General features: G+C 58.7%; 18 protein-coding genes and 1 pseudogene. 5 read left to right on the top strand and 14 right to left on the bottom strand.

All coding sequences use genetic code 11. From position 1 onward, the window contains the following. Window positions 1–120 precede the first annotated feature (120 nt). Complete coding sequence (gene ytfE, locus AB4N64_RS08535) at window positions 121–792, top strand: iron-sulfur cluster repair protein YtfE (RefSeq protein WP_460124147.1); 672 nt, start codon at window positions 121–123, stop codon at window positions 790–792. A 64-nt stretch (window positions 793–856) separates the two neighbouring features. On the opposite strand, the gene AB4N64_RS08530 is transcribed toward ytfE, so the two are convergent. Together AB4N64_RS08530 and AB4N64_RS08525 are read right to left on the bottom strand one after the other, a co-directional pair. Further along, complete coding sequence (locus AB4N64_RS08530; protein ID WP_460124144.1) at window positions 857–1,297, bottom strand: hypothetical protein; 441 nt, start codon at window positions 1,295–1,297, stop codon at window positions 857–859. A gap of 20 nt (window positions 1,298–1,317) precedes the next feature. Continuing rightward, window positions 1,318–2,508: an NnrS family protein gene (locus tag AB4N64_RS08525; protein ID WP_460124141.1), complete on the bottom strand. Its 1,191-nt coding sequence runs from the start codon at window positions 2,506–2,508 to the stop codon at window positions 1,318–1,320. Window positions 2,509–2,970: 462 nt separating this feature from the next. Here AB4N64_RS08525 and AB4N64_RS08520 point away from each other — a divergent pair, with 462 nt between their 5' ends. Together AB4N64_RS08520 and AB4N64_RS08515 are read left to right on the top strand one after the other, a co-directional pair. Next, on the top strand, window positions 2,971–3,654 hold the full coding sequence (locus AB4N64_RS08520; RefSeq protein ID WP_460124138.1) for a Crp/Fnr family transcriptional regulator: 684 nt from the start codon (window positions 2,971–2,973) through the stop codon (window positions 3,652–3,654). After that, window positions 3,651–3,851 carry a protein DnrP gene (locus AB4N64_RS08515; RefSeq protein ID WP_460124136.1) on the top strand — a complete coding sequence of 67 codons (201 nt, stop codon included), beginning with the start codon at window positions 3,651–3,653 and terminating at the stop codon, window positions 3,849–3,851. The genes AB4N64_RS08520 and AB4N64_RS08515 overlap by 4 nt, the downstream gene beginning before the upstream one ends. A 46-nt stretch (window positions 3,852–3,897) precedes the next feature. Here AB4N64_RS08515 and AB4N64_RS08510 read toward each other — a convergent pair whose 3' ends face one another. Next, the gene (locus AB4N64_RS08510; RefSeq protein ID WP_460124133.1) at window positions 3,898–4,305 is read right to left on the bottom strand and encodes a RidA family protein; all 408 of its coding nucleotides are present in this window, start codon (window positions 4,303–4,305) and stop codon (window positions 3,898–3,900) included. Window positions 4,306–4,348: 43 nt separating this feature from the next. After that, a complete protein-coding gene (locus AB4N64_RS08505) occupies window positions 4,349–5,491 on the bottom strand; it encodes an alanine racemase (protein WP_460124130.1) in 1,143 nt (380 codons plus the stop codon). 87 nt (window positions 5,492–5,578) lie between these two features. On the opposite strand from AB4N64_RS08505, the gene AB4N64_RS08500 reads away from it, so the two are divergent. Next, the gene (locus AB4N64_RS08500; protein ID WP_460124127.1) at window positions 5,579–6,484 is read left to right on the top strand and encodes a LysR family transcriptional regulator; all 906 of its coding nucleotides are present in this window, start codon (window positions 5,579–5,581) and stop codon (window positions 6,482–6,484) included. Between the two features lie 188 nt (window positions 6,485–6,672). Here the strand turns inward: AB4N64_RS08500 and AB4N64_RS08495 are convergent, their stop codons facing one another. From AB4N64_RS08495 to AB4N64_RS08480, 4 genes are all read right to left on the bottom strand, one after another. Then, window positions 6,673–7,053 (bottom strand): nuclear transport factor 2 family protein, encoded by a 381-nt coding sequence (locus AB4N64_RS08495; protein ID WP_460124124.1) that lies wholly within the window; start codon window positions 7,051–7,053, stop codon window positions 6,673–6,675. A gap of 117 nt (window positions 7,054–7,170) precedes the next feature. Then, window positions 7,171–8,274 (bottom strand): alkene reductase, encoded by a 1,104-nt coding sequence (locus AB4N64_RS08490; RefSeq protein WP_460124121.1) that lies wholly within the window; start codon window positions 8,272–8,274, stop codon window positions 7,171–7,173. Between the two features lie 103 nt (window positions 8,275–8,377). Next, window positions 8,378–9,634 carry a cation:dicarboxylate symporter family transporter gene (locus AB4N64_RS08485; protein WP_460124118.1) on the bottom strand — a complete coding sequence of 419 codons (1,257 nt, stop codon included), beginning with the start codon at window positions 9,632–9,634 and terminating at the stop codon, window positions 8,378–8,380. A 111-nt stretch (window positions 9,635–9,745) separates the two neighbouring features. Beyond that, complete coding sequence (locus AB4N64_RS08480) at window positions 9,746–10,171, bottom strand: VOC family protein (protein WP_460124115.1); 426 nt, start codon at window positions 10,169–10,171, stop codon at window positions 9,746–9,748. A gap of 156 nt (window positions 10,172–10,327) precedes the next feature. Between AB4N64_RS08480 and AB4N64_RS08475 the strand changes: the two genes are divergently transcribed. Continuing rightward, the gene (locus tag AB4N64_RS08475) at window positions 10,328–11,221 is read left to right on the top strand and encodes a LysR family transcriptional regulator (RefSeq protein WP_460124112.1); all 894 of its coding nucleotides are present in this window, start codon (window positions 10,328–10,330) and stop codon (window positions 11,219–11,221) included. Window positions 11,222–11,446: 225 nt separating this feature from the next. Here AB4N64_RS08475 and AB4N64_RS08470 read toward each other — a convergent pair whose 3' ends face one another. The 6 genes and pseudogenes from AB4N64_RS08470 to AB4N64_RS08445 form a co-directional block, all read right to left on the bottom strand. Continuing rightward, window positions 11,447–12,037 (bottom strand): DUF1349 domain-containing protein, encoded by a 591-nt coding sequence (locus tag AB4N64_RS08470; RefSeq protein ID WP_460124109.1) that lies wholly within the window; start codon window positions 12,035–12,037, stop codon window positions 11,447–11,449. 22 nt (window positions 12,038–12,059) lie between these two features. Beyond that, window positions 12,060–12,815 (bottom strand): methyl-accepting chemotaxis protein, encoded by a 756-nt coding sequence (locus AB4N64_RS08465; RefSeq protein ID WP_460126668.1) that lies wholly within the window; start codon window positions 12,813–12,815, stop codon window positions 12,060–12,062. Between the two features lie 102 nt (window positions 12,816–12,917). Continuing rightward, window positions 12,918–13,313: pseudogene (locus AB4N64_RS08460) on the bottom strand (HAMP domain-containing protein); the annotation flags it as partial. Window positions 13,314–14,271: 958 nt separating this feature from the next. Next, window positions 14,272–15,858 carry a GMC family oxidoreductase gene (locus AB4N64_RS08455; RefSeq protein ID WP_460124106.1) on the bottom strand — a complete coding sequence of 529 codons (1,587 nt, stop codon included), beginning with the start codon at window positions 15,856–15,858 and terminating at the stop codon, window positions 14,272–14,274. Window positions 15,859–15,876: 18 nt separating this feature from the next. Then, a complete protein-coding gene (locus tag AB4N64_RS08450; protein WP_460124103.1) occupies window positions 15,877–16,755 on the bottom strand; it encodes a sugar phosphate isomerase/epimerase family protein in 879 nt (292 codons plus the stop codon). A 46-nt stretch (window positions 16,756–16,801) separates the two neighbouring features. After that, window positions 16,802–17,965, bottom strand: a complete 1,164-nt coding sequence (locus AB4N64_RS08445) for a Gfo/Idh/MocA family protein (RefSeq protein ID WP_460124100.1) — start codon at window positions 17,963–17,965, stop codon at window positions 16,802–16,804. Window positions 17,966–18,069: the final 104 nt, after the last annotated feature.

The raw sequence follows: 18,069 nt of genomic DNA, 5'->3' as shown, positions 1-18,069 counted from the left end.
GTTTTCAGGGTGCGCATCACCACATCAAAAAATAAACCAATAGTTTTCAACTAATTAACTATGGCACGTCGAATGCAATATCCCCGGGGAACCGTTTGAACCAGAAACAAGGAACCCCTGATGAGCCTTAACCTGCTGGAACAAAGCCTTGGCCAACTGGCCTGCGACATTCCCGGTGCCACCCGGATTTTTCACACCTTCAACCTGGACTTCTGCTGCGGCGGCCACAAAAGCCTGCGCGAAGCAGCCCTGAGCAAAGAGCTCGACCCGGTAGTGATCGCCGAGGCGCTGCACATCCTGCAAGACGCTGGCGAAACCCAGGACGACTGGCGCCACGAACCGCCCGAGGAACTGATCGCCCACCTGCTGACTCGCTACCACGCCCGCCACCGAGAGCAACTGCCGGAACTGATCCGTCTGGCGCGACGCGTCGAACACGTCCACGGTGCACGCCCCTCCTGCCCCAACGGCCTGGCCGACCTGCTGAACGACCTGCAGCAGGAACTGGAAAGCCACATGCTCAAGGAAGAACAAGTGCTCTTCCCGATGCTGCAACAGGGTTACGGCCCGCAGGCTGCACCGCCGATCCAGGTGATGCGTTTCGAACACGATCAACATGGCGAGTCGCTGGAAAAACTGCTGGCCCTGACCAACAACATCACCCCGCCGGCCGATGCCTGTAACACCTGGCGCGCCCTGTACCGCGGGCTGCTGGAGTTCCGCGATGACCTGATGCAGCACATCCACCTGGAAAACAACGTGTTGTTCATCAACGCCCTCAACCCACGCTGATCCCCACCTGTATCGAGCCCGCATCAGCCATCGGTTGATGCGGGTTTCTTTTTGCCGGGAGGCCTCAACCGTGCCAATAGAACATCGCCTTGGCGAGAATCACGATCAGCACCATGTGCCCGAGGATGCTGCGACGAATCCAGGTGGCACGGGTGTCGCTCAAGCGTCCCTTGGTCAGCCAGAACGCCAGCAGCAGGTAATGGCCGATGATGCTCAGTGCGAGCAGGATCTTCAGGCTCAGTAAGGCACCAAAGCTGCTGTCCAGCGGATGAATCAACGCACTGCGGTATCGCCACGCCATACCGATGCCGGCGCCGTACAACAACAGCACCACGCCATGCAGCACCTTGCGCGAGCGCAAGGCAATGGCCCGGTCCGCGCTCGCCATGCTCGCTGGCCCCACCACCTGCCGACGCGCCTGGTGCCAGATCAGCACCTCGAAGAACAGCGTGCCGATAAAGGCGATGGCAGCCAGCAGGTGTGTCACCAATAGAAAGGGGTACATCAAGGTGTTCCTCCGTGGGTTTAACCCGGATGCCCATCGACCCGGGCGCGCAGCAGCATCGGCGCGTAGCGCCAGGTGTACAGCGCGAAGGCCAGTGCCCAGCACGCGCCCGCGATCCACAGCGCCGCCAAGGGGAACAAGAGCACCAGGCCGACACGGCTCAGGCAACCGAGGTTGAGCAGAATGAACGCCAGGGTCATGCCCTGTGGTGGCTCCAGCGGGCGACCGGTGTGGCCGAGACTGACCCGCGCGATCATTGCCAGTACCAGGCCGCCCATGGCGCCGATGGTCAGGCAATGCACCGCCAGGCTTGGATTGATGGGCGCGCCGAAGTGCCACGCCGCCATGCCCAGACAGGCGAGTGCCAACCAGCCGTAGGCCAGGTGCAGCGACCACAGCAACGGAACCTGCCACAAGCCACGATCATGCCAGCGCACCAGGCGAATCAAGTGGCCGACGCCGAGGACGGCGAACAGCACACCCACCCAGACATTGGCGTACAACGCAGGTCCGGCGGCGTACAACACCGCCACCAGCGGCGAGCCGATCAGCAGCAACCAATCCAGCCACGCCCATGGCACCACGGCGTCCTTGCGCCCCAGGCCGCGCTGGGTGAAGAACGGAATGACCCGCCCACCAATCAGGCCCATCATCGCGGCCACCAGCCAGATGCCGCCCAGCACGCCTTGGCGCTGCCAGCCTTCATGACCGGCGAGCAGTCCATACAAGGACACGGCGTCAGCGGCGGCCAGCAACAACAGGACCGCGACAATCGGGTAGTTGCGCTTCTGCCGCACCTTCCACAGGGTGAAGCCCATCAGCGCTGCCACGGCGAGCGGGAACGCCAGTTCGAGGACTGCCAGCAACGCCCAGGGCACATTGACCAGCCAGGCCACGCGGGCCAACAACCATACGACTGCGAGAGCCGCCAGCGGCTGACCGCTCAGGCCGGGGCGACTGGTCCAGGTCTGTACCGCCGTCAGCAGGAAACCGGCGATGATCGCCAACCCGAAGCCGAACAACAATTCGTGCCGATGCCAGCCCAACCAGCCACCGGCCGGTTGCCAGTTGACGATCGAACCGCTGAAGGCCGCCAGCCACAACGGAATCGCCAACAATGCCAACAGGCAGCCACCGAGGAAAAAGGGTCGAAACGCCAACCGCAACAGCGGTGGAATCGCCAGCGCCTTACTGCGCTCAAGAACTTGCATGAAGCCACTCCTCTGCTTTACCCGGCGCTCACACGCAACGCCTGGGACAATCCGGGTCCAATCATCAGGGATTAATAATCAAACGCCTTTGTCGCAAATCAAGAGTGCAAGGGCTGTGCCCACTGCCATCGCCCGCCAACACGGGCACTCACGCCACGATAGAGTCATTACGACACGGTTAAAATGACCAGTTGTGGTTATTTTAACCGGCTCAACAGCGGTGTTTTTGACCCCAATCAATAATAAGTCCAGCAAAAACAGGGACATTGCGCATGGCCCGGGTCTTGCTGAATACGGGCAACCTCTACCTTTGATTGCCTGCGGAGTCGTCATGAAAAAGATCATTCAACCACTGGGTTGGTTTGTGGTGCTGACCTCGGTGCTGGCGGTGGCCAGCAGCCTTTCGTTGGGCCTCGTCTGAGCGAATCACCCACTCACTTTCCCTTTTCAGGATGAACCTCCATGGTCCTTCACCGCGTCCACCACCAGATTCTGCGCAGCCATCACTTGTTCGAACCGTTGAACGACGATCAGATGAACGAACTGATGAGCACCAGCCAATTGCTGAGTATCGACAAGGGCGAACCGCTGTTCCGCCAGGGCGAGCCGGCGGACTCGTTCTACTTCGTGATTGCCGGCGCGGTGAAGATCTACCGACTGACACCCGATGGGCAGGAGAAGGTGTTCGAAGTGCTGGGCGATCGGCAGACCTTTGCCGAAGCGATGATGCTGATGGACACCCCCAACTACGTGGCCTCGGCGGAAGCCGTCTGCCCTACCCAGCTGTATCGACTCTCCAACAGCACCTACATGCGCCTGCTGCAAAGCAACAGCCGCCTGACCTTTGCCCTGCTGGGCAAGCTCTGCGTGCGGTTGCACCAGCGGGTCAACGAGATCGAAACCCTGTCACTCAAAAACGCCACCCACCGCGTAGTGCGTTACCTGTTGACGCAGTTGGTGCGCAAACAGACCGTGGATGACCGCTTTGAATTGCCGATGGCCAAGCAACTCATTGCCGGGCACCTGTCGATCCAGCCGGAGACCTTTTCGCGCATCATCCGCCGCTTGATCGATGAAAACATCATCACCCAGGACGGCCGCCAGATCGCGATACTCGACCGCATCCGCCTGGAACAATTCGAATGAGCGACCAGCCTGTGTGCCTGTATTGCCAACAGGCCAACGCACCCCATGAGGTCGAATGCGGCCATTGCGGCATGCCACTGCCCGTCCACGCCGCCGGGGCTGGGGAGCGGCGGCAGCGACGATTCATGTGGTTTTGTGTGGGGTTGACGGTGTTTTGTTTTGTGATGTTTTTCTGGTTGCCTCGGAGCATTGTCTGAGGCCGGCCTAATTTACAGCGCGATGCGTCCCAACTTTTCTGAACAGTTAGTCACCACACCGAGTTTGTAATGAGGAGCCAACTGTCAGTTCAGCGACTGCTGAGATTTCCACCAAAGCCCCGTAGTGGAGCGGACTACAAGGGATCATCACCCTTGCGGGACGGTGCGCGCCCATCAACGTTGAATAAACCAGGTTGACGGTCGGCCAATAGGCAACATCCACGATGTAAATTTGCACGCTGACCAAATGATTCAGCGACGCACCAGCGGCCTGAAGCACGGTTTCCATATTGGCCATTGCCTGGCGAGTTTGGGCTTCTATCCCTTCAGGGAACTCCTGAGCATCCGGTGGAAACGGCAACTGGCCGGAAATGAAAAGAAGGTTTCCTGCCATTGCACCGTGTGAGTAATGCCCGCCCGGCACAGGCAGTTTCTCCGCTGTGATCAACTTCATATGTCGACCTTGACCGATCTGTTTTTGAATTCTGGTGAATGAGTTACCAGCCCGTGATACGGGGCCAATAACCGAGACTGCCTTCCTCATCGAGCACGTGATAACCACCGTGCTGCGCCGATGTGGCGCAGGCATGATTGGGCAAGATCCGCAGAAGCGTACCCAACGGCAGCAAGCTCGCGGGCTCAAGCTTTCCGGCCCGCGATGAAATGATTCCGTGTTCCTGATTCGTGGAGATGACGATCAGATCGCCAATGGGTTGGCCGGCGGCGTCACACACGACGCCATATCCCTGATCAACCGCTTGCCGGGCGGTACCACGATCGCGGGAAAGTGCCATCCATCCCGCATCCGTAATGATCCAGCCTTTCTCAGCCTGATGACCAATGACGGTTGTCAGAACCGACACCGCAATATCCTGCACATCGCAGACACCCAAGCCCGCCATGACCAGATCGAAGAAGGCGAACACCCCCGCACGAACTTCAGTTATTCCGGTTAAATCCTTGGTAAAAAGTGCCGTGGGTGTCGAACCGATGCTGATGATCGCCATGTTGAAGCCCGCAGCGGCGAGCATTTGGCTGGCCTCGATAATCGCCGCGCGTTCCTGCCGGGCGCGGGCCTCGATTTCAGCGATCGACTGGCTGTCGTAGGACTTGCCAGCGTGTGTCATCAAGCCGCTGAGCTTGACGCCTTTGGAGTTCAACAATTGCGCGATTTCCACCAACAGCACCGATTGTGGGCCGAGACCGGAGCGGTGGCCGTCGCAATCGATTTCCAACAGAACCTCAAAAACATGACCCGACGTTTGGGCAAAATCGGCCAACAATCTGGCAGTGTCCAGATTATCGAGTACCAGTTTGAGCTGCGCGCCTTTGCTGATCAAAGTGGCGGCGTGAGCGAATTTGTTTGGCGCAATGCCAACGCCATACAAGATGTCGGTAAACCCGGCCTCGAAAAAGAAGTCGGCCTCACGCAGGGTCGAAACAGTAATGGGCCCACGCCCACCTGCAAACAGGCGCTCGGTGACTTCCAGCGATTTGTGGGTCTTTACGTGAGGACGCAATACCACATTGAATGCTGCCAGCTTATTGCGCATCCGTTGGATATTGGCGTCGAGTCGATCACGATCGAGCAGTAAAGCGGGAGTTTCGAAATCAGTTTCGATATGAGTGAGTGCGGACATGTCTGGTCTCCTGGAATAGGGCTAGTCTAAACTTCCGACTCCAGATTAAAATTTAATATGATTAATTCTAATATTCAGTGACTCTTAATGAATGAGGCATTTGATATCCGCTTTCTCCTGGTCGTCCGGGAAAGTGACAGTTTGTTGGCCGCATCACGCAAGCTGGGGCTGACGCCCTCGGCCGTGACCCAGCGACTTCAGCAAATGGAGAAAAAACTGTCGATTCGATTGCTGGATCGGTCAGCCCGGCAACTGCGCTTTACCGATGAGGGCGAGTTCCTGTGTCTGCAGGGTGCAGGGCTGGTCGAGCAGTTCGATACGCTGCTGGCGGAGCTGCGTGAGCGACGCAGTGGCTTCGTTGGCAAACTGAAAGTCAACGCACCGTTCGGGTTTGGGCGCGTGCACGTGGCACCCGCGGTGGCAACTTTCCAGCGTCTGCATCCGGATGTTGAAATAGCATTGAGTTTGTCCGAACAGCCGATGGTTGAGGCGACTGATCGATTTGACGTCGTTATCCATATTGGCGAACTGCGCGCCTCCAACCTGGTCGGCCATTCCATTGCCCCCAACCGTCGCTACGTATGCGCCTCACCCGCGTTTGTTGAGCGCCATGGCCTGCCGGAACATCCCGACCAGTTGGCTACCTTGCCCTGCCTTGCATTGCGGGAAAACAACGAAGACGTCACCCTCTGGCATTTCACGCGCGCGCACAAAACACTCAGTGTGCGCATCCGCCCAGCGATGAGCTGCAACGATGGAAGTGTCATTCGGCAATGGGCGTGCGAAGGGCACGGCATCATCATGCGTTCCGAATGGGATGTTGCCGATGCTTTGGCAGAGGGGACGTTGATACGGCTACTGCCTGGTTGGAAACTGCCGGATGTCAATGTTGTTGCGCTGACGCATCAACGCGAGGGGTTGCCCGCGCGAACGGTCAATTTTCTGCGTCACCTACAGGATCAGTTCCGGCCGCAACCACCTTGGCGACAATAGATTTTGTTGAAATAAAATGAGGTACTTACTGGATCAGCGAGGGTACAAGTCAGCAGTCAGAGCGTAGAGCGGATTGACATGGGGCCTGTCCTCGGGCAGGTATCGGCCGGAAGCCCTCATTTGAATAATTATGCCTTTGCTGCGATGAAAGCGAGTTGGAGCGCGTCTGATCAGGCGCGCTCGCGGGATCACGCACTTGGATGGGTGTGGTAAATCTTGCTGACGATCGTCCACTTCCCCTCAACCTTCAGCAGGTTGAAGAAGTCGGTGAAGCGAAATCCGGATACGTTGTCGGTGTCGACCCGGGCACTGGCTGCGGTGCCGACGATATCAATACGCACGATTGCCGCGCTGGCCTCGGGGGATGGGCGGAAGGCGTTGTCGATGACGTCGTACAGATTCTGAATCGCGCCGCCAGCGAGCTTGTCACCGTCAACGCCAAACATCGTCGCCTGCGCGTTGAAAGCGGGCTTCATCAGAGCACTGTCGGCCTTTGCGCCACCTTCGTTGTACTGGTTCAATACGTCGACGATTGCCTTGTATTCCTGAACGTAAGTTGGATCGGACATGATGTATTCCTCAGTGAATAGATTAGCGAAGCTGTTTACGGGGTGTTATGACTGACAGTCACGACTCCTGAAAGGAACGGGCTATCCTGCGCCACACTTGACGCAGGAATTTGCCATTCAAAGGTCTGCGGTTGGCCAATCGATGTAACCTTTGGCGCCGCCGCCGTAGTAACTGTCGCGGGGCGCGATGGTTAGCTCGATACCGCGACGCAGACGCTCCACGAGGTCGGGGTTGGAGATAAACAAACGACCAAACGCCACCGCATCAATCCGGCGCTGAGCGCGGCGCTCTAGTGCCATCTCCAGGTCGTAGTTGTTGTTGCCAATGAATACGCCTTCGAACTGCGCGCTCAGCGCGTCCAGGTCCACGCCTTCGGGAACACTGCGGGATGTCGCCGTGGCACCTTCAACGAAATGCAGGTAGGCCAGATCGAATTTGTTGAGTTGCTGAATCAGGTAACCGTAAGTCGCCATGACATTGCTGTCGGGCGGCGTGTTACCGGCATCAGGTGTCACGGGGGAAAGCCGGATCCCAACACGCTCGCCACCCCAGATCGCAATCACGGCTCGGGTGACTTCCAATGTCAGTCGAGCCCGGTTCTCAATGGAACCGCCGTATTGGTCAGTACGCTGATTGGTGGAGTCGCGCAGGAACTGATCGAGCAGATAGCTGTTGGCGGAATGGACTTCCACGCCATCAAAACCTGCCTGCTTGGCATTCTCTGCGGCGATCTTGTACTGCTCGATGATGCCTGGAATTTCCGAGGTCTGCAGCGCGCGAGGCATCGACACCTCGACAAAGCCTTTTCCAGTGTACGTGCAGCCTTCAGCCTTGATTGCCGAGGGCGCCACTGGCGCGTCGCCGTTGGGCTGTAACTCGACACTGGAAAAGCGCCCTACATGCCACAACTGGCTAACGATTTTGCCGCCCGCCGCATGCACCGCATCGGTGACTTTTTTCCATCCAGCAACCTGCTCTTGCGACCAGATGCCCGGAGTCATTGCATAACCTCGTCCCTGTGCAGAGATGTTCGTTGCTTCGGCAATGATCAAACCTGCACTGGCGCGCTGGGCGTAATAAGTCGCGTGCATTTCATTCGGTACACCGTCTTCGGCCATCCGGCTACGTGTCACGGGAGCCATGACAATTCGGTTGGCCAATTGAAGCGCCCCCATGCGCATGGGCGAAAAAAGATCGGTGTCAAAAGCGCTATCAGACATAAAATCTCCAAATCAATAGACCGGTCGTCTGGTCACTGTCTTCAGGACCTGACCGACGACCAGCCCCTCCAGGTTTGATGGCGCTTGCCGCCCTGGCGAACGACTAGGCCCTTGCCGCTGAATGTGCCCGTGAGGGTTCCAGTTTGACCTTCTCCCACTTGGCGATAACCAGCGGTGCGATGGCGTTACCCAATACGTTCAGCGTGGTGGTGCCGCTGTCAATAATTCTGAAAATGCCGGCGATCAACGCCACGCCCTCTAATGGAAGACCGGCAGACGCCAAGGTGGCTGACAAGATGATGATGGCAAAACCCGGCACCCCTGCTGCCCCTTTCGAGGTCAGCACCATCGTCACTACCAACAGGATTTGCTGAGACAACGACAAGTCGATTCCATAAAGTTGCGCCACAAAGATCGTCGCGACGCCGAGAAAAATCGACGCGCCATCGAGATTGAAGGCATAACCCACCGGCACCACGAAACTGACTATCCGACGGGGTACACCGTAGCTCTCCAGCTTGGTCATCAATTGCGGCATGACGGCTGCCGACGCGGCACTCGAAAACGCCAAAATCAACTCATTGCGGAAGTACCGGATCAATCTGAAAATGTTTTCGCCAATCAAGTAGCAAATACCACCTAGCACCACGAGTGCGAAAACAATCAACGCCAGGTACACCACGCCAATCAACTTGAGCAAGGGAAGCAGCGAGGTAAAACCAAAGGTTGCCACCGTGGCACCGATCATGCCGAACACACCGATCGGCGCATAAGCCATGACAATGGAGACAACCCTGAACATCGCGTCCGAAAGACTCTGGACCAATGCGATTGCGGGGGCGCTTTTCTCTTGCGGCAAAGCGTTCAGTGCCAGGCCGAACAGCACGGCGAAAAACAGAACCGACAGCAACTTCGCCTCCGACATTGCGACGATGAGATTGTCTGGAACAATGTTCTGCAAAATGACCAAGGCCCCTTTCGAAGGCTCGATGGTGATAGAGGCAGAACTATGCGAAACGCCTGAAATATCGGTACCCGTGCCTGGCTCGAAGAGATTCGCGAAACACAACCCCATCACGATGGCCAACGCAGTAATCGCAAAGAAATAACCGAGCGACTTCATACCCATTCGACCAAACGATTTGCTGTCACCACCGCCTGCTATGCCCAAAATCATGCAACAGAACACGATCGGCACAACCACCATCTTCATCATCTTGATGAAGATATCGCCGAGCGGCTTGAGGATCTCCGCGCTCACCCATGTTTGATATTGCGGATGTGTATTGAAGTACCAACCGACAAGCACGCCAAGCAACAGCCCGGCAATGATTTGCCACACCAAGGGAATACGTTTCATGTCTAGCCTTCTTGTTGGAATGAGAGGTCTGCTCTGTTGGCAGTTGCTAGAGTCATGAGCTTCCAGCTCACTTGAGATCAAATGACACAACGGTGTTGTGCCATGAGTGTTTTACTTCGCGAAGAGCTGGCTCATATCCTTGAAAGCCTTGAATTCAAGGGCGTTGCCACATGGATCAAACAGGAACATCGTGGCTTGCTCGCCAACCTGACCTTTGAAACGAATGTGCGGTTCGATCACAAACTCGGTGCCAAACGACTTCAAACGCTCAGCCAGTGCCTCCCATTGCTCCCACGCCAGGATGATGCCGAAGTGTGGAACAGGAACATCGTGACCATCGACCGGATTGCTGTGGACGCTCTCTTGAGAAGCAGTTTTGGGGTGCTCGTGAATCACGAGTTGGTGGCCATAAAAATCGAAATCGACCCACTGAGTGCTGGAACGCCCTTCCTCAAGACCGAAGACTTCTGCGTAGAACGTCCGCGCTGAGGCCAGGTTGTAAACAGGGATTGCGAGGTGGAATGGCGAGAGGCTCATCAGAACTCCAGTAATATTTTTTGTTGGTTGGTGACCGTCCCCACCGTCATTGGCTCTTTGGATTCAGCCGTTGCAGGGGATGGGGAACATCGTAGGACGGAAAACCAAACAGAAAAATCAATATATATTTCTTAGAAACACAACTAATATTTGTGAATGATCAAAGAACTCAAGACACTCATCGCTGTAGCCCGCGAAGGCACATTTGCCGCTGCCGGCAACAAGATCGGCCTCACGCAGGCTGCCGTGAGCGCGCAGATTCAGCGCCTGGAGGCTGAGCTAGGCTTCGAGGTTTTCGACAGAAAAGGACGCACGGCACATCTCAATAAAATGGGCCACCAGATACTCCTGCAAGCACAGGAGTTGCTCAGGCTCTATGACAATCTGGGCTCTACGACGGTGGGGCAACCTGCAAGCGTGCTGGTGAACATCGGCGCTATCGCGTCCGTGCAGCGCTCCTATTTGCCAGACGCACTTGCCAGGTTCCACCAACGATGCCCCCAATGCCGCACGCGTGTCGTCCCGGGCTTATCAATGGAGTTAGTGAACCTGGTAGATGCAGGCGAGATCGACATGGCCGCCATCATTCGCCCACCCTTCTCACTCCAGAGTGATCTTCGCTGGACGAATCTGGCGCTTGAACCCTACCGTCTGATCGTGCCGCGCGAAATGCCGGGAAACGACTGGTCGGAACTGCTTTGCAGCCAGCCGTTCATTCGATATGACCGATCATCATTTGGCGGCAGGCAAGTCGACCGGTTTCTGCGTCAGATGCACCTCACCCTGCATGAGGTCTGCGAACTGGATGAGCTTGAGGCAATCATCAAACTGGTCGAAAACAACGTGGGCGTTGCGCTGGTACCACAAACTACGCCCCATCCGGAATGGCCAGCAGGTGTCCGCGCACTCGACCTGGGGATGCACACTTTTCACCGTGATATCGGGTTGATACATCGCTCTCGCCGAAGCCTCACCGAACATGTGCGAACACTGGCGGACTTGATCAGTGAACAGGTCAAAAGCGGCTTTATCCAATGGCAGCCAGCCTAAAACACTGATTGCAATGCGTTTTTCGGGACCTTACGAAAGGCATAATCAGTAACCCGGCCACTGCTGGATCGCAAAGAAGCGGGCCAGGTCGGTAGCGGTCCAACTCGCCAATAAAGTCATCCAGATGGTGGCCAGAAAGGCACGCGGTGTCTGGTAGCGATGCGGCTGATACAAGTGGAGCGATGCCCCCCTGAAGAGGCAACGCCGCCCCGGCCTGGCGCTGTGCTAGCTCCCATCCCGAAAATCCACGATCGGTTGCACACTCCAACCGATGTCCGTAAACCGCGCCACACACCCTTCGCCGGTCGGCGCCTGGGCGCCGAAGCCGATTCGCAAGGGCCTGAGCGCGATCCCGGGGAGCGTAAACCAGCGCAGGAACCGCCAATAGACGCCGTCCACGGAAAAGTGGAATGCCAGCGTCTGACCGTCGCAGTGCACCCGCAGCCACACCGTGTCGCTGTCGATCGACGGCCCATCTGCGTCATCCGAAACCCCTCGGGTAATCACGCTGACCACGGTCGGCAGACCGGCTCCGGATTGCTCGAACGCCAGCTTTGCCCAGTTGTCTTCATCGACCTGGACAAACAGGGCACCGGCATCGAACGCGGATGAAAAGCCCACGCGGACCTTGGCAGACAGGGTGAAAACGGCGTCTTCAATCGTCATGGATGCGGCAATGACATTGTCTCGCCGCGACGCCCCCGCCGGATGAAAAAACCAATCGGTCTGCGGCCCGGCGTTGAGCACGACGGCGTGTGTCTCCAACTGTGCCGAACCGTTACCCTCACCTTTAACTGTCAGTTGCTCTATGCGCATAGCCACCACCTTGTATGGGTCATCACACTTTGAATTGGGTTACCAACGCCAGTTGCTCCTGCGTCAGTTCGTTGAGTTGCGCCGCTGCACGCGCCGAGTCATCTGCCTGATCGGTCAAGGCCTCGGTGACGGTGCGGATTGCCACGACATTCCGATTGAGCTCCTCTGCAACGGCGCTCTGCTCTTCAGCCGCGCTGGCAATGTGCAGGTTCATTTCCGTGATCGTGGAAATCGATTGCCCGATGCTGTCCAGCACCTGCACCGCCGATTCGAAGGCATCGACGCTTTCCTGAGCCCTGCCCCGGCTGCTGTGCATGCCGGCGACAACGGCCTGGGTCCCGCCCTGAAGCTGCTCGATCACTTGACGGATTTCTTCCACCGATCGTTGTGTCCGTTGAGCCAACCCCCGGACTTCATCGGCGACCACCGCAAACCCTCGACCGCTTTCCCCCGCACGGGCCGCTTCAATGGCCGCGTTCAACGCGAGCAGATTGGTCTGCTCGGCAATGGAGCGGATCACCTCCAGCACGCTGCCAATCTGATCGCTGCCCTGGGCGAGTCGGTCCACCTGCTGTTCGGCTCGTTCGAGCTCCTGCGAAAGCGCCGAAATCGAGTCCGTGCTTCTCTGGATGATCAGCCTGCCGGCCTGCGCCGAGCGGTCTGCCTCTTGCGCGGCCCCCGCAGCGCCGGTGGCGTTTCGGGACACTTCATGGGCGGTCAGGCTCATCTCGTTGGAGGCCGTGGCGACCAGGTCGATCTCGCGAAACTGGACTTGCATGCCGTTGCTGGTCTGACGGGCGATGTCAGCGGTTTGCGAGGCATTGCTGCGCGCAGTGACCACGCTCTCCTTGAGAGAGGCCACCGTCGGCTGAAGCTTGTCCAGGAACCGATTGAACCAGGCAGTGAGGTTGCCCAGTTCGTCACGCCGGGCGTAACCCAATCGGCTGCGCAAGTCGCCGTCCCCCGTGGCGATTTCGCGCAGCCGTGCCGCGACCTCATCGATTGGTCGAGTGACGCTCCCTGCACTGAACCCAATGAGCAGCAACCCCAGCAGCGCCGCGACCACGGCAACGCCGACACTGACCAACACGGCGTCTCGCTGGCTGGACTGCAGTTGACGGCCAAGCGCCACGGCGTCGGCCAGCAGCACCTCGCGTGGCAAATCGACGATGACGCCCCAGTTCGCCACACCTTCCACAGGCTGCACGGGGTAAATGGCATGGACCTCACCGGAAAACTCGATGACCGCCGGTTGGCCGGAACGAATGGCCTGCATCACTTTTTCGCTGTCGTCCCCCAGGAATGCCCTGATGGGCTTACCCAACGCTTCGGGGAATTTTCCGCTGGCGGCGTACGTGCCGCTGGGGGAAATGATGGAGGTCCGCCCGGCGCCGCCAAACAGACCGGCCTGGGCCTTCTCGATTTCATCCTGCAACGTGGCCAGCGGGATGTCCATGCCGGCCACTCCGAGCAGCTTTTCACCGTCCATGACGGGCACCGACAGGGCCGTCAACAGCGGTTGATTCCTGGCATTGAGGTCCGTGTAGGGATCTTTCAGACAGGGTTTGGCGCTGTCCCGGGTGCACAGATACCAACTGTTGAGGGGCTCGCCGGTCGGGCCGGGGGCATCCTGGGTGAAGTCCGAGTCGGCGATGGGATAGGCCAGCTCCGATTGGCCTTGCAGGTTCCAGTTGACGCCATAGCGCCCCTTCTCGTTACTGCCATGCCTGGCATCATTGATGAACCGTTGATCCTGGCCGTCCAGAAGGTTCGGCTCGAACGCAATCCACAGCTGTTGTGCATCGGGGTGCTGGGTATAGGCCGCCTGGACGAAACGCCCGATATCGTCTCGCAGGTCTTGCGCCTGGCCTGCGCGGCGTATGGAAATCGCGCGCAGCGTCGAGACCTGCTCAGCCAGGGAGACCACCGTGGCCATTTTGGCGCTGAACTGCAGCGCAAAGGAGCGCCCCTGCTCGCCCGCTCTGGCGAGCAGCAAGGCCGCCACCGAGTCACCCAGCATGCGCTGGCTGGCTTCGGAAACCAGGGCGTTGTTCTGATACGCTTGACGGATATTGAAGAATTCGACAGACACGATGACCGCCAGCAAACAGACACCGGCAAGCAGGACGATCCTGGCTCGGATGGACAATGCCACGGCAGCAACCTCGATATTATTGATGTTTGGAGTCAGCAGGGTGATGAGGGCGATGCACTCGCCCCCTGCGCGTGACTGGCTACGGATTGCGCCGGATCATGTCCGCGAGTTTTTCGCCGATCATGATGCACACCGAATTCGGGTTGCCCGAGACCAGGGTCGGCATGATGGACGCGTCAGCAACGCGCAGGCGCTCGATGCCGTGCACGCGCAGCTCTGGCGAAACCACCGCGTGCGCATCGGTGCCCATTCGGCACGTGCCCGAAGGATGAAGCGCGGCGTGGGCTATCTCCTCACAGAACCGCGCGATTTCCTCACGGTTTTTCACCTGTGGCGCCGGTACGTGACGGCGCGCGATGTAAGGTTTGAATACCGACTGCTCCATGATCTGGTCGGCGATCCGGAAGCCCTCCACCAGCGCATCCAGGTCGTACGGATCGGCGAAGTAGTTGGGGACGATTCTCGGCGGCTGGTCCATGGAGCGACCGTTGAGCTCGACAAATCCTCGGGACCTGGGCCGGATCTGACCGAAGTTGATCGTACAGCCATTGCCGCCAGGCACTGAATCGACGCCCTCTTCGATTCCCGCGCCGACCACCATGAAGTACTGGATATCCGGTGTCGTTTCTTCCTTCTGCCCCCACCAGAATGCGCCCGCCTCGATCAGGTTGGACGCCGCCGGGCCGTTGCGAAACAGACCGTACTGCAAGCCCGCCGCGGCCTTCCACAACGGTTTTTTGTACTTGTCGTAGCTGTGCGGACCGGTCAGCTCGTAGACCATCGATATCTCGATGTGGTCCTGCAGGTTCTGGCCCACGCCAGGCAGGTCCTTGACGACACTGACGCCCTGCTGCTCGAGATGCCTGGCGGGTCCGATGCCCGATACCATCAGCAGTTGCGGCGTGGCAATGGCGCCCGCCGAAAGGATGATTTCCTTGTTGGCGTACAGTTCCTTGCGCACGCCCTTTTCGGTGTAGACGACGCCCTTGGCCACATGGCCTTCGAACAGGATCTTCTCGACCTTGCATCCGGTCCTGACCGACAGATTCTTGCGACCACGGGCGGGACGGATATAAGCGGCTGCCGCGCTGCTGCGCACGCCGTTGCGCGACGTGATCTGGTAGAAGCCGCACCCTTCGGGTTTGCCACTGTTGAAGTCCGGATTGTAAGGCAGGCCGTATTCCTGGCAGGCCTGCAGCCAGACCCTCGACAACGGGTGGATATAGGGCGGGTAAGACACCCCCAGCGGGCCGCCTGTACCATGCACCTCATTATTGAAGGTGTCGTTGTTCTCTGCCTTCCTGAAGAACGGCAGCACCTCCTGATAAGACCAGCCAACCGCGCCCTGCTCCGCCCAGCCGTCGTAATCCTCGGGTACCCCGCGAATGTAGATCATGGCATTGACCGAGCTGCCACCACCGAGCACCCTGGCCTGGACCATGGTTGGCGGCTCACTGCGCGATTGCGAACCGGTGGGCTCCCATTGATAACGCTTGAGCAGGTCGCCCTGCGCGGTTTTGTAGTAGGCGCCGGGGATATGGATATAAGGGCTGAGATCACGTGGTCCCTCTTCGAACAACACCACCTGCGTCGCGCTGTCTTCGCTCAACCGACCGGCGAGCGTACAGCCTGTGGAACCGCCACCCACGACTATGTAATCAACCATGTTCAATTCCAGTACCGATTAACCGTTGACGAGCTCATTGAGCAACTTGAAGTGGCTGCGGGCGACCTCGAAGCTGTCCGCCTGATGCTGTTTCTGACAGAACAGCTCGCAGCTCCACCACCCCTGGTAACCCGTGGCCTTGACGGCCTGAACCCACGCCTTGAGGTCCAGAACCCCCTCACCGGTGGGCACGTCGCGAAGAATGTCTTCATCGGGAATGCCGCCGTTGAATGCCAGCGAGTCGCACACATGCACGCCATAGAGGTAGTGCTTGTCCATCCGGGCAACGGCGTCGGGCGTGTCACCCGAGGTGTAGCAATGCCAGAAGTCGATCACCATCTTGACGTTGGGCCGGTCGGCTCGGTCGATCAACTCGATCTGGTGGGTGATCCCGGTGAGGGGCGTCCAGGCCAGGGCCTCCAGGTAAAGGGTGAGGTTGAACTGGGCAGCAAGATCGGCCAACGCTCGCAGATTGCTGGCGGTAATGCGCTTCTGTTCTTCAAGCTCCAGCCCCAGCAAACCGGCATACGCACTGGACCGGCGGCGATCGCGATGATCGATGACGGCCTGGACATCGATCGGTCCGGTCAGCACCTGAACCCCTTTTGCACCCGCGGCAACGGCCATGGAAAACAACTGCTGGGCGTCTTCCATCAATTGCGCGTGCAGTGCGCCGGTCCGCTCGATATCGCGCAGATAACCCAGGCCCGGCACCGACAGGCCGCCCAGCAACCCCTTGAGGTCGTCGCGCGAATAACCGGCGTCGAAGTACTTGTGCAGCTTGGTTGCTGACAGTTCCAGCGCCGTAAACCCGACGGATTTCGCCAGGTTCACATCCAGCGCCACCGTACCGTGGCGCGCCACGGTGCAGTGCAGGGCAAATTCATTCACGGCCATTTACAACTCTCCCGAGTAACTCGCGTTTGTTTTTATTGAGCTCGACTCAGCGAGCAAACCTGACCCACTTTCTGTGGGTGCTCGATTCGAAGCACAGGTGAGCCAGTTCGACCCCTCGGCAGCCCTGCTCCAGGTCCGGTACCGGCACCCGTAACGCCCCCGGCCCGCGATCGCCTGCGGCGATGGCCACGGCAAAATCCTGGTAGAGGATGGCCAGAGCCTCCAGATACCCTTCGCTGCAGCCGGCTGGCAGGCTCGAAAAGGCCTGGGCTTCAAGGTTGTCCGCTTGCCCGCGACGCAGGATCAGCTCCGCGCTGTCCACGGGCTTGAGGTGCAGCAGTTCGGGCGACTCCTGGGACCACTCAAGGCTGGCTCGACTGCCAATCACCTTGAACGTCAGGCCATTGCGATGCCCGGGCGCCGCGAAGCTCACCCACATCAGGCCTTCGATGTCCTGACTGAATTCGAACTGGGCCACGCAGTTGTCGTCCATCGGCCAGCCCGGCACCTTGTTGCTCAAGGTTGCACTCAGCGCCGTTGCGCGTTGGCCGGTGAGAAATTCCATCAGGTTGAACGCATGAGTGCCGATGTCGCCGACCACGCTGCTGATGCCTGCCTTGTCGCGCTCACCACGCCAGGCCAGGCTGGCGTTGAGCGATTCCACGCCCGGCGCCAGCCACTCCAGCAAGTACTGGACCTGGATGAACCTGACTTCACCAATGGCACCGTCCTGGATTCTGCGACGGGCTTCGCGCACCATCGGATAACCCTGATAGGTGTAGGTCAGCGCAAAGAACGTATTGCGCTCGGCGGCCAGGCGTTTGAGTTCATTCGCCTGGTAGATTTCGTTCACCAGAGGCTTGTCGCAGATGACCGCTATCCCGGCGCGCAGGAACGCCTGGCAGGCTTCAAAATGCAGGTGGTTGGGGGTGACGATAATGACGGCATCGATGGGGTCGGCCCGACCGGCTTCAGCACTGACCATCTGCTGAGCGCTGGGGTAGATCCGCGAGTGGCTGACGCCCAGCGCATGGCCGGCCACGAGGGACTTTTCGGGGTGTGAAGAGAACACCCCCGCGACGAGTTCATAACGATTGCACAGGCGCATCGCCGCCCGATGCAGCGACGCAAAATAAGCGCCCTCGCCGCCGCCGATCATGCCGACCTTGAGCCTTGCGGGGCTTGGAATATCGCTCGTTATATTGGGCATTTCACGGTCTCGGACTGACACTCTTGTGCCCCGAGTATCAGCCCGCACTGCCCAGCGCTCAATTTCGCAAGCCGTCGGCACATGACGCGAACTGACGCAAATCA

The organism is Pseudomonas sp. S2_C03 (assembly GCF_054668405.1).
This window is presented reverse-complemented; position numbering and strand designations above follow the sequence as displayed.

Bases quoted from the DNA above. Each gene is read 5' to 3' on its own strand.
- AB4N64_RS08495 (WP_460124124.1), bottom strand. From the start codon at position 7,053: ATGTCCGATCCAACTTACGTTCAGGAATACAAGGCAATCGTCGACGTA.
- AB4N64_RS08490 (WP_460124121.1), bottom strand. From the start codon at position 8,274: ATGTCTGATAGCGCTTTTGACACCGATCTTTTTTCGCCCATGCGCATG.
- AB4N64_RS08480 (WP_460124115.1), bottom strand. From the start codon at position 10,171: ATGAGCCTCTCGCCATTCCACCTCGCAATCCCTGTTTACAACCTGGCC.
- AB4N64_RS08520 (WP_460124138.1), top strand. From the start codon at position 2,971: ATGGTCCTTCACCGCGTCCACCACCAGATTCTGCGCAGCCATCACTTG.
- AB4N64_RS08470 (WP_460124109.1), bottom strand. From the start codon at position 12,037: ATGCGCATAGAGCAACTGACAGTTAAAGGTGAGGGTAACGGTTCGGCA.
- AB4N64_RS08475 (WP_460124112.1), top strand. From the start codon at position 10,328: ATGATCAAAGAACTCAAGACACTCATCGCTGTAGCCCGCGAAGGCACA.
- AB4N64_RS08465 (WP_460126668.1), bottom strand. From the start codon at position 12,815: ATGCAAGTCCAGTTTCGCGAGATCGACCTGGTCGCCACGGCCTCCAAC.
- AB4N64_RS08450 (WP_460124103.1), bottom strand. From the start codon at position 16,755: ATGGCCGTGAATGAATTTGCCCTGCACTGCACCGTGGCGCGCCACGGT.
- AB4N64_RS08530 (WP_460124144.1), bottom strand. From the start codon at position 1,297: ATGTACCCCTTTCTATTGGTGACACACCTGCTGGCTGCCATCGCCTTT.
- AB4N64_RS08455 (WP_460124106.1), bottom strand. From the start codon at position 15,858: ATGGTTGATTACATAGTCGTGGGTGGCGGTTCCACAGGCTGTACGCTC.
- AB4N64_RS08510 (WP_460124133.1), bottom strand. From the start codon at position 4,305: ATGAAGTTGATCACAGCGGAGAAACTGCCTGTGCCGGGCGGGCATTAC.
- ytfE (WP_460124147.1), top strand. From the start codon at position 121: ATGAGCCTTAACCTGCTGGAACAAAGCCTTGGCCAACTGGCCTGCGAC.
- AB4N64_RS08515 (WP_460124136.1), top strand. From the start codon at position 3,651: ATGAGCGACCAGCCTGTGTGCCTGTATTGCCAACAGGCCAACGCACCC.
- AB4N64_RS08485 (WP_460124118.1), bottom strand. From the start codon at position 9,634: ATGAAACGTATTCCCTTGGTGTGGCAAATCATTGCCGGGCTGTTGCTT.
- AB4N64_RS08500 (WP_460124127.1), top strand. From the start codon at position 5,579: ATGAATGAGGCATTTGATATCCGCTTTCTCCTGGTCGTCCGGGAAAGT.
- AB4N64_RS08505 (WP_460124130.1), bottom strand. From the start codon at position 5,491: ATGTCCGCACTCACTCATATCGAAACTGATTTCGAAACTCCCGCTTTA.
- AB4N64_RS08445 (WP_460124100.1), bottom strand. From the start codon at position 17,965: ATGCCCAATATAACGAGCGATATTCCAAGCCCCGCAAGGCTCAAGGTC.
- AB4N64_RS08525 (WP_460124141.1), bottom strand. From the start codon at position 2,508: ATGCAAGTTCTTGAGCGCAGTAAGGCGCTGGCGATTCCACCGCTGTTG.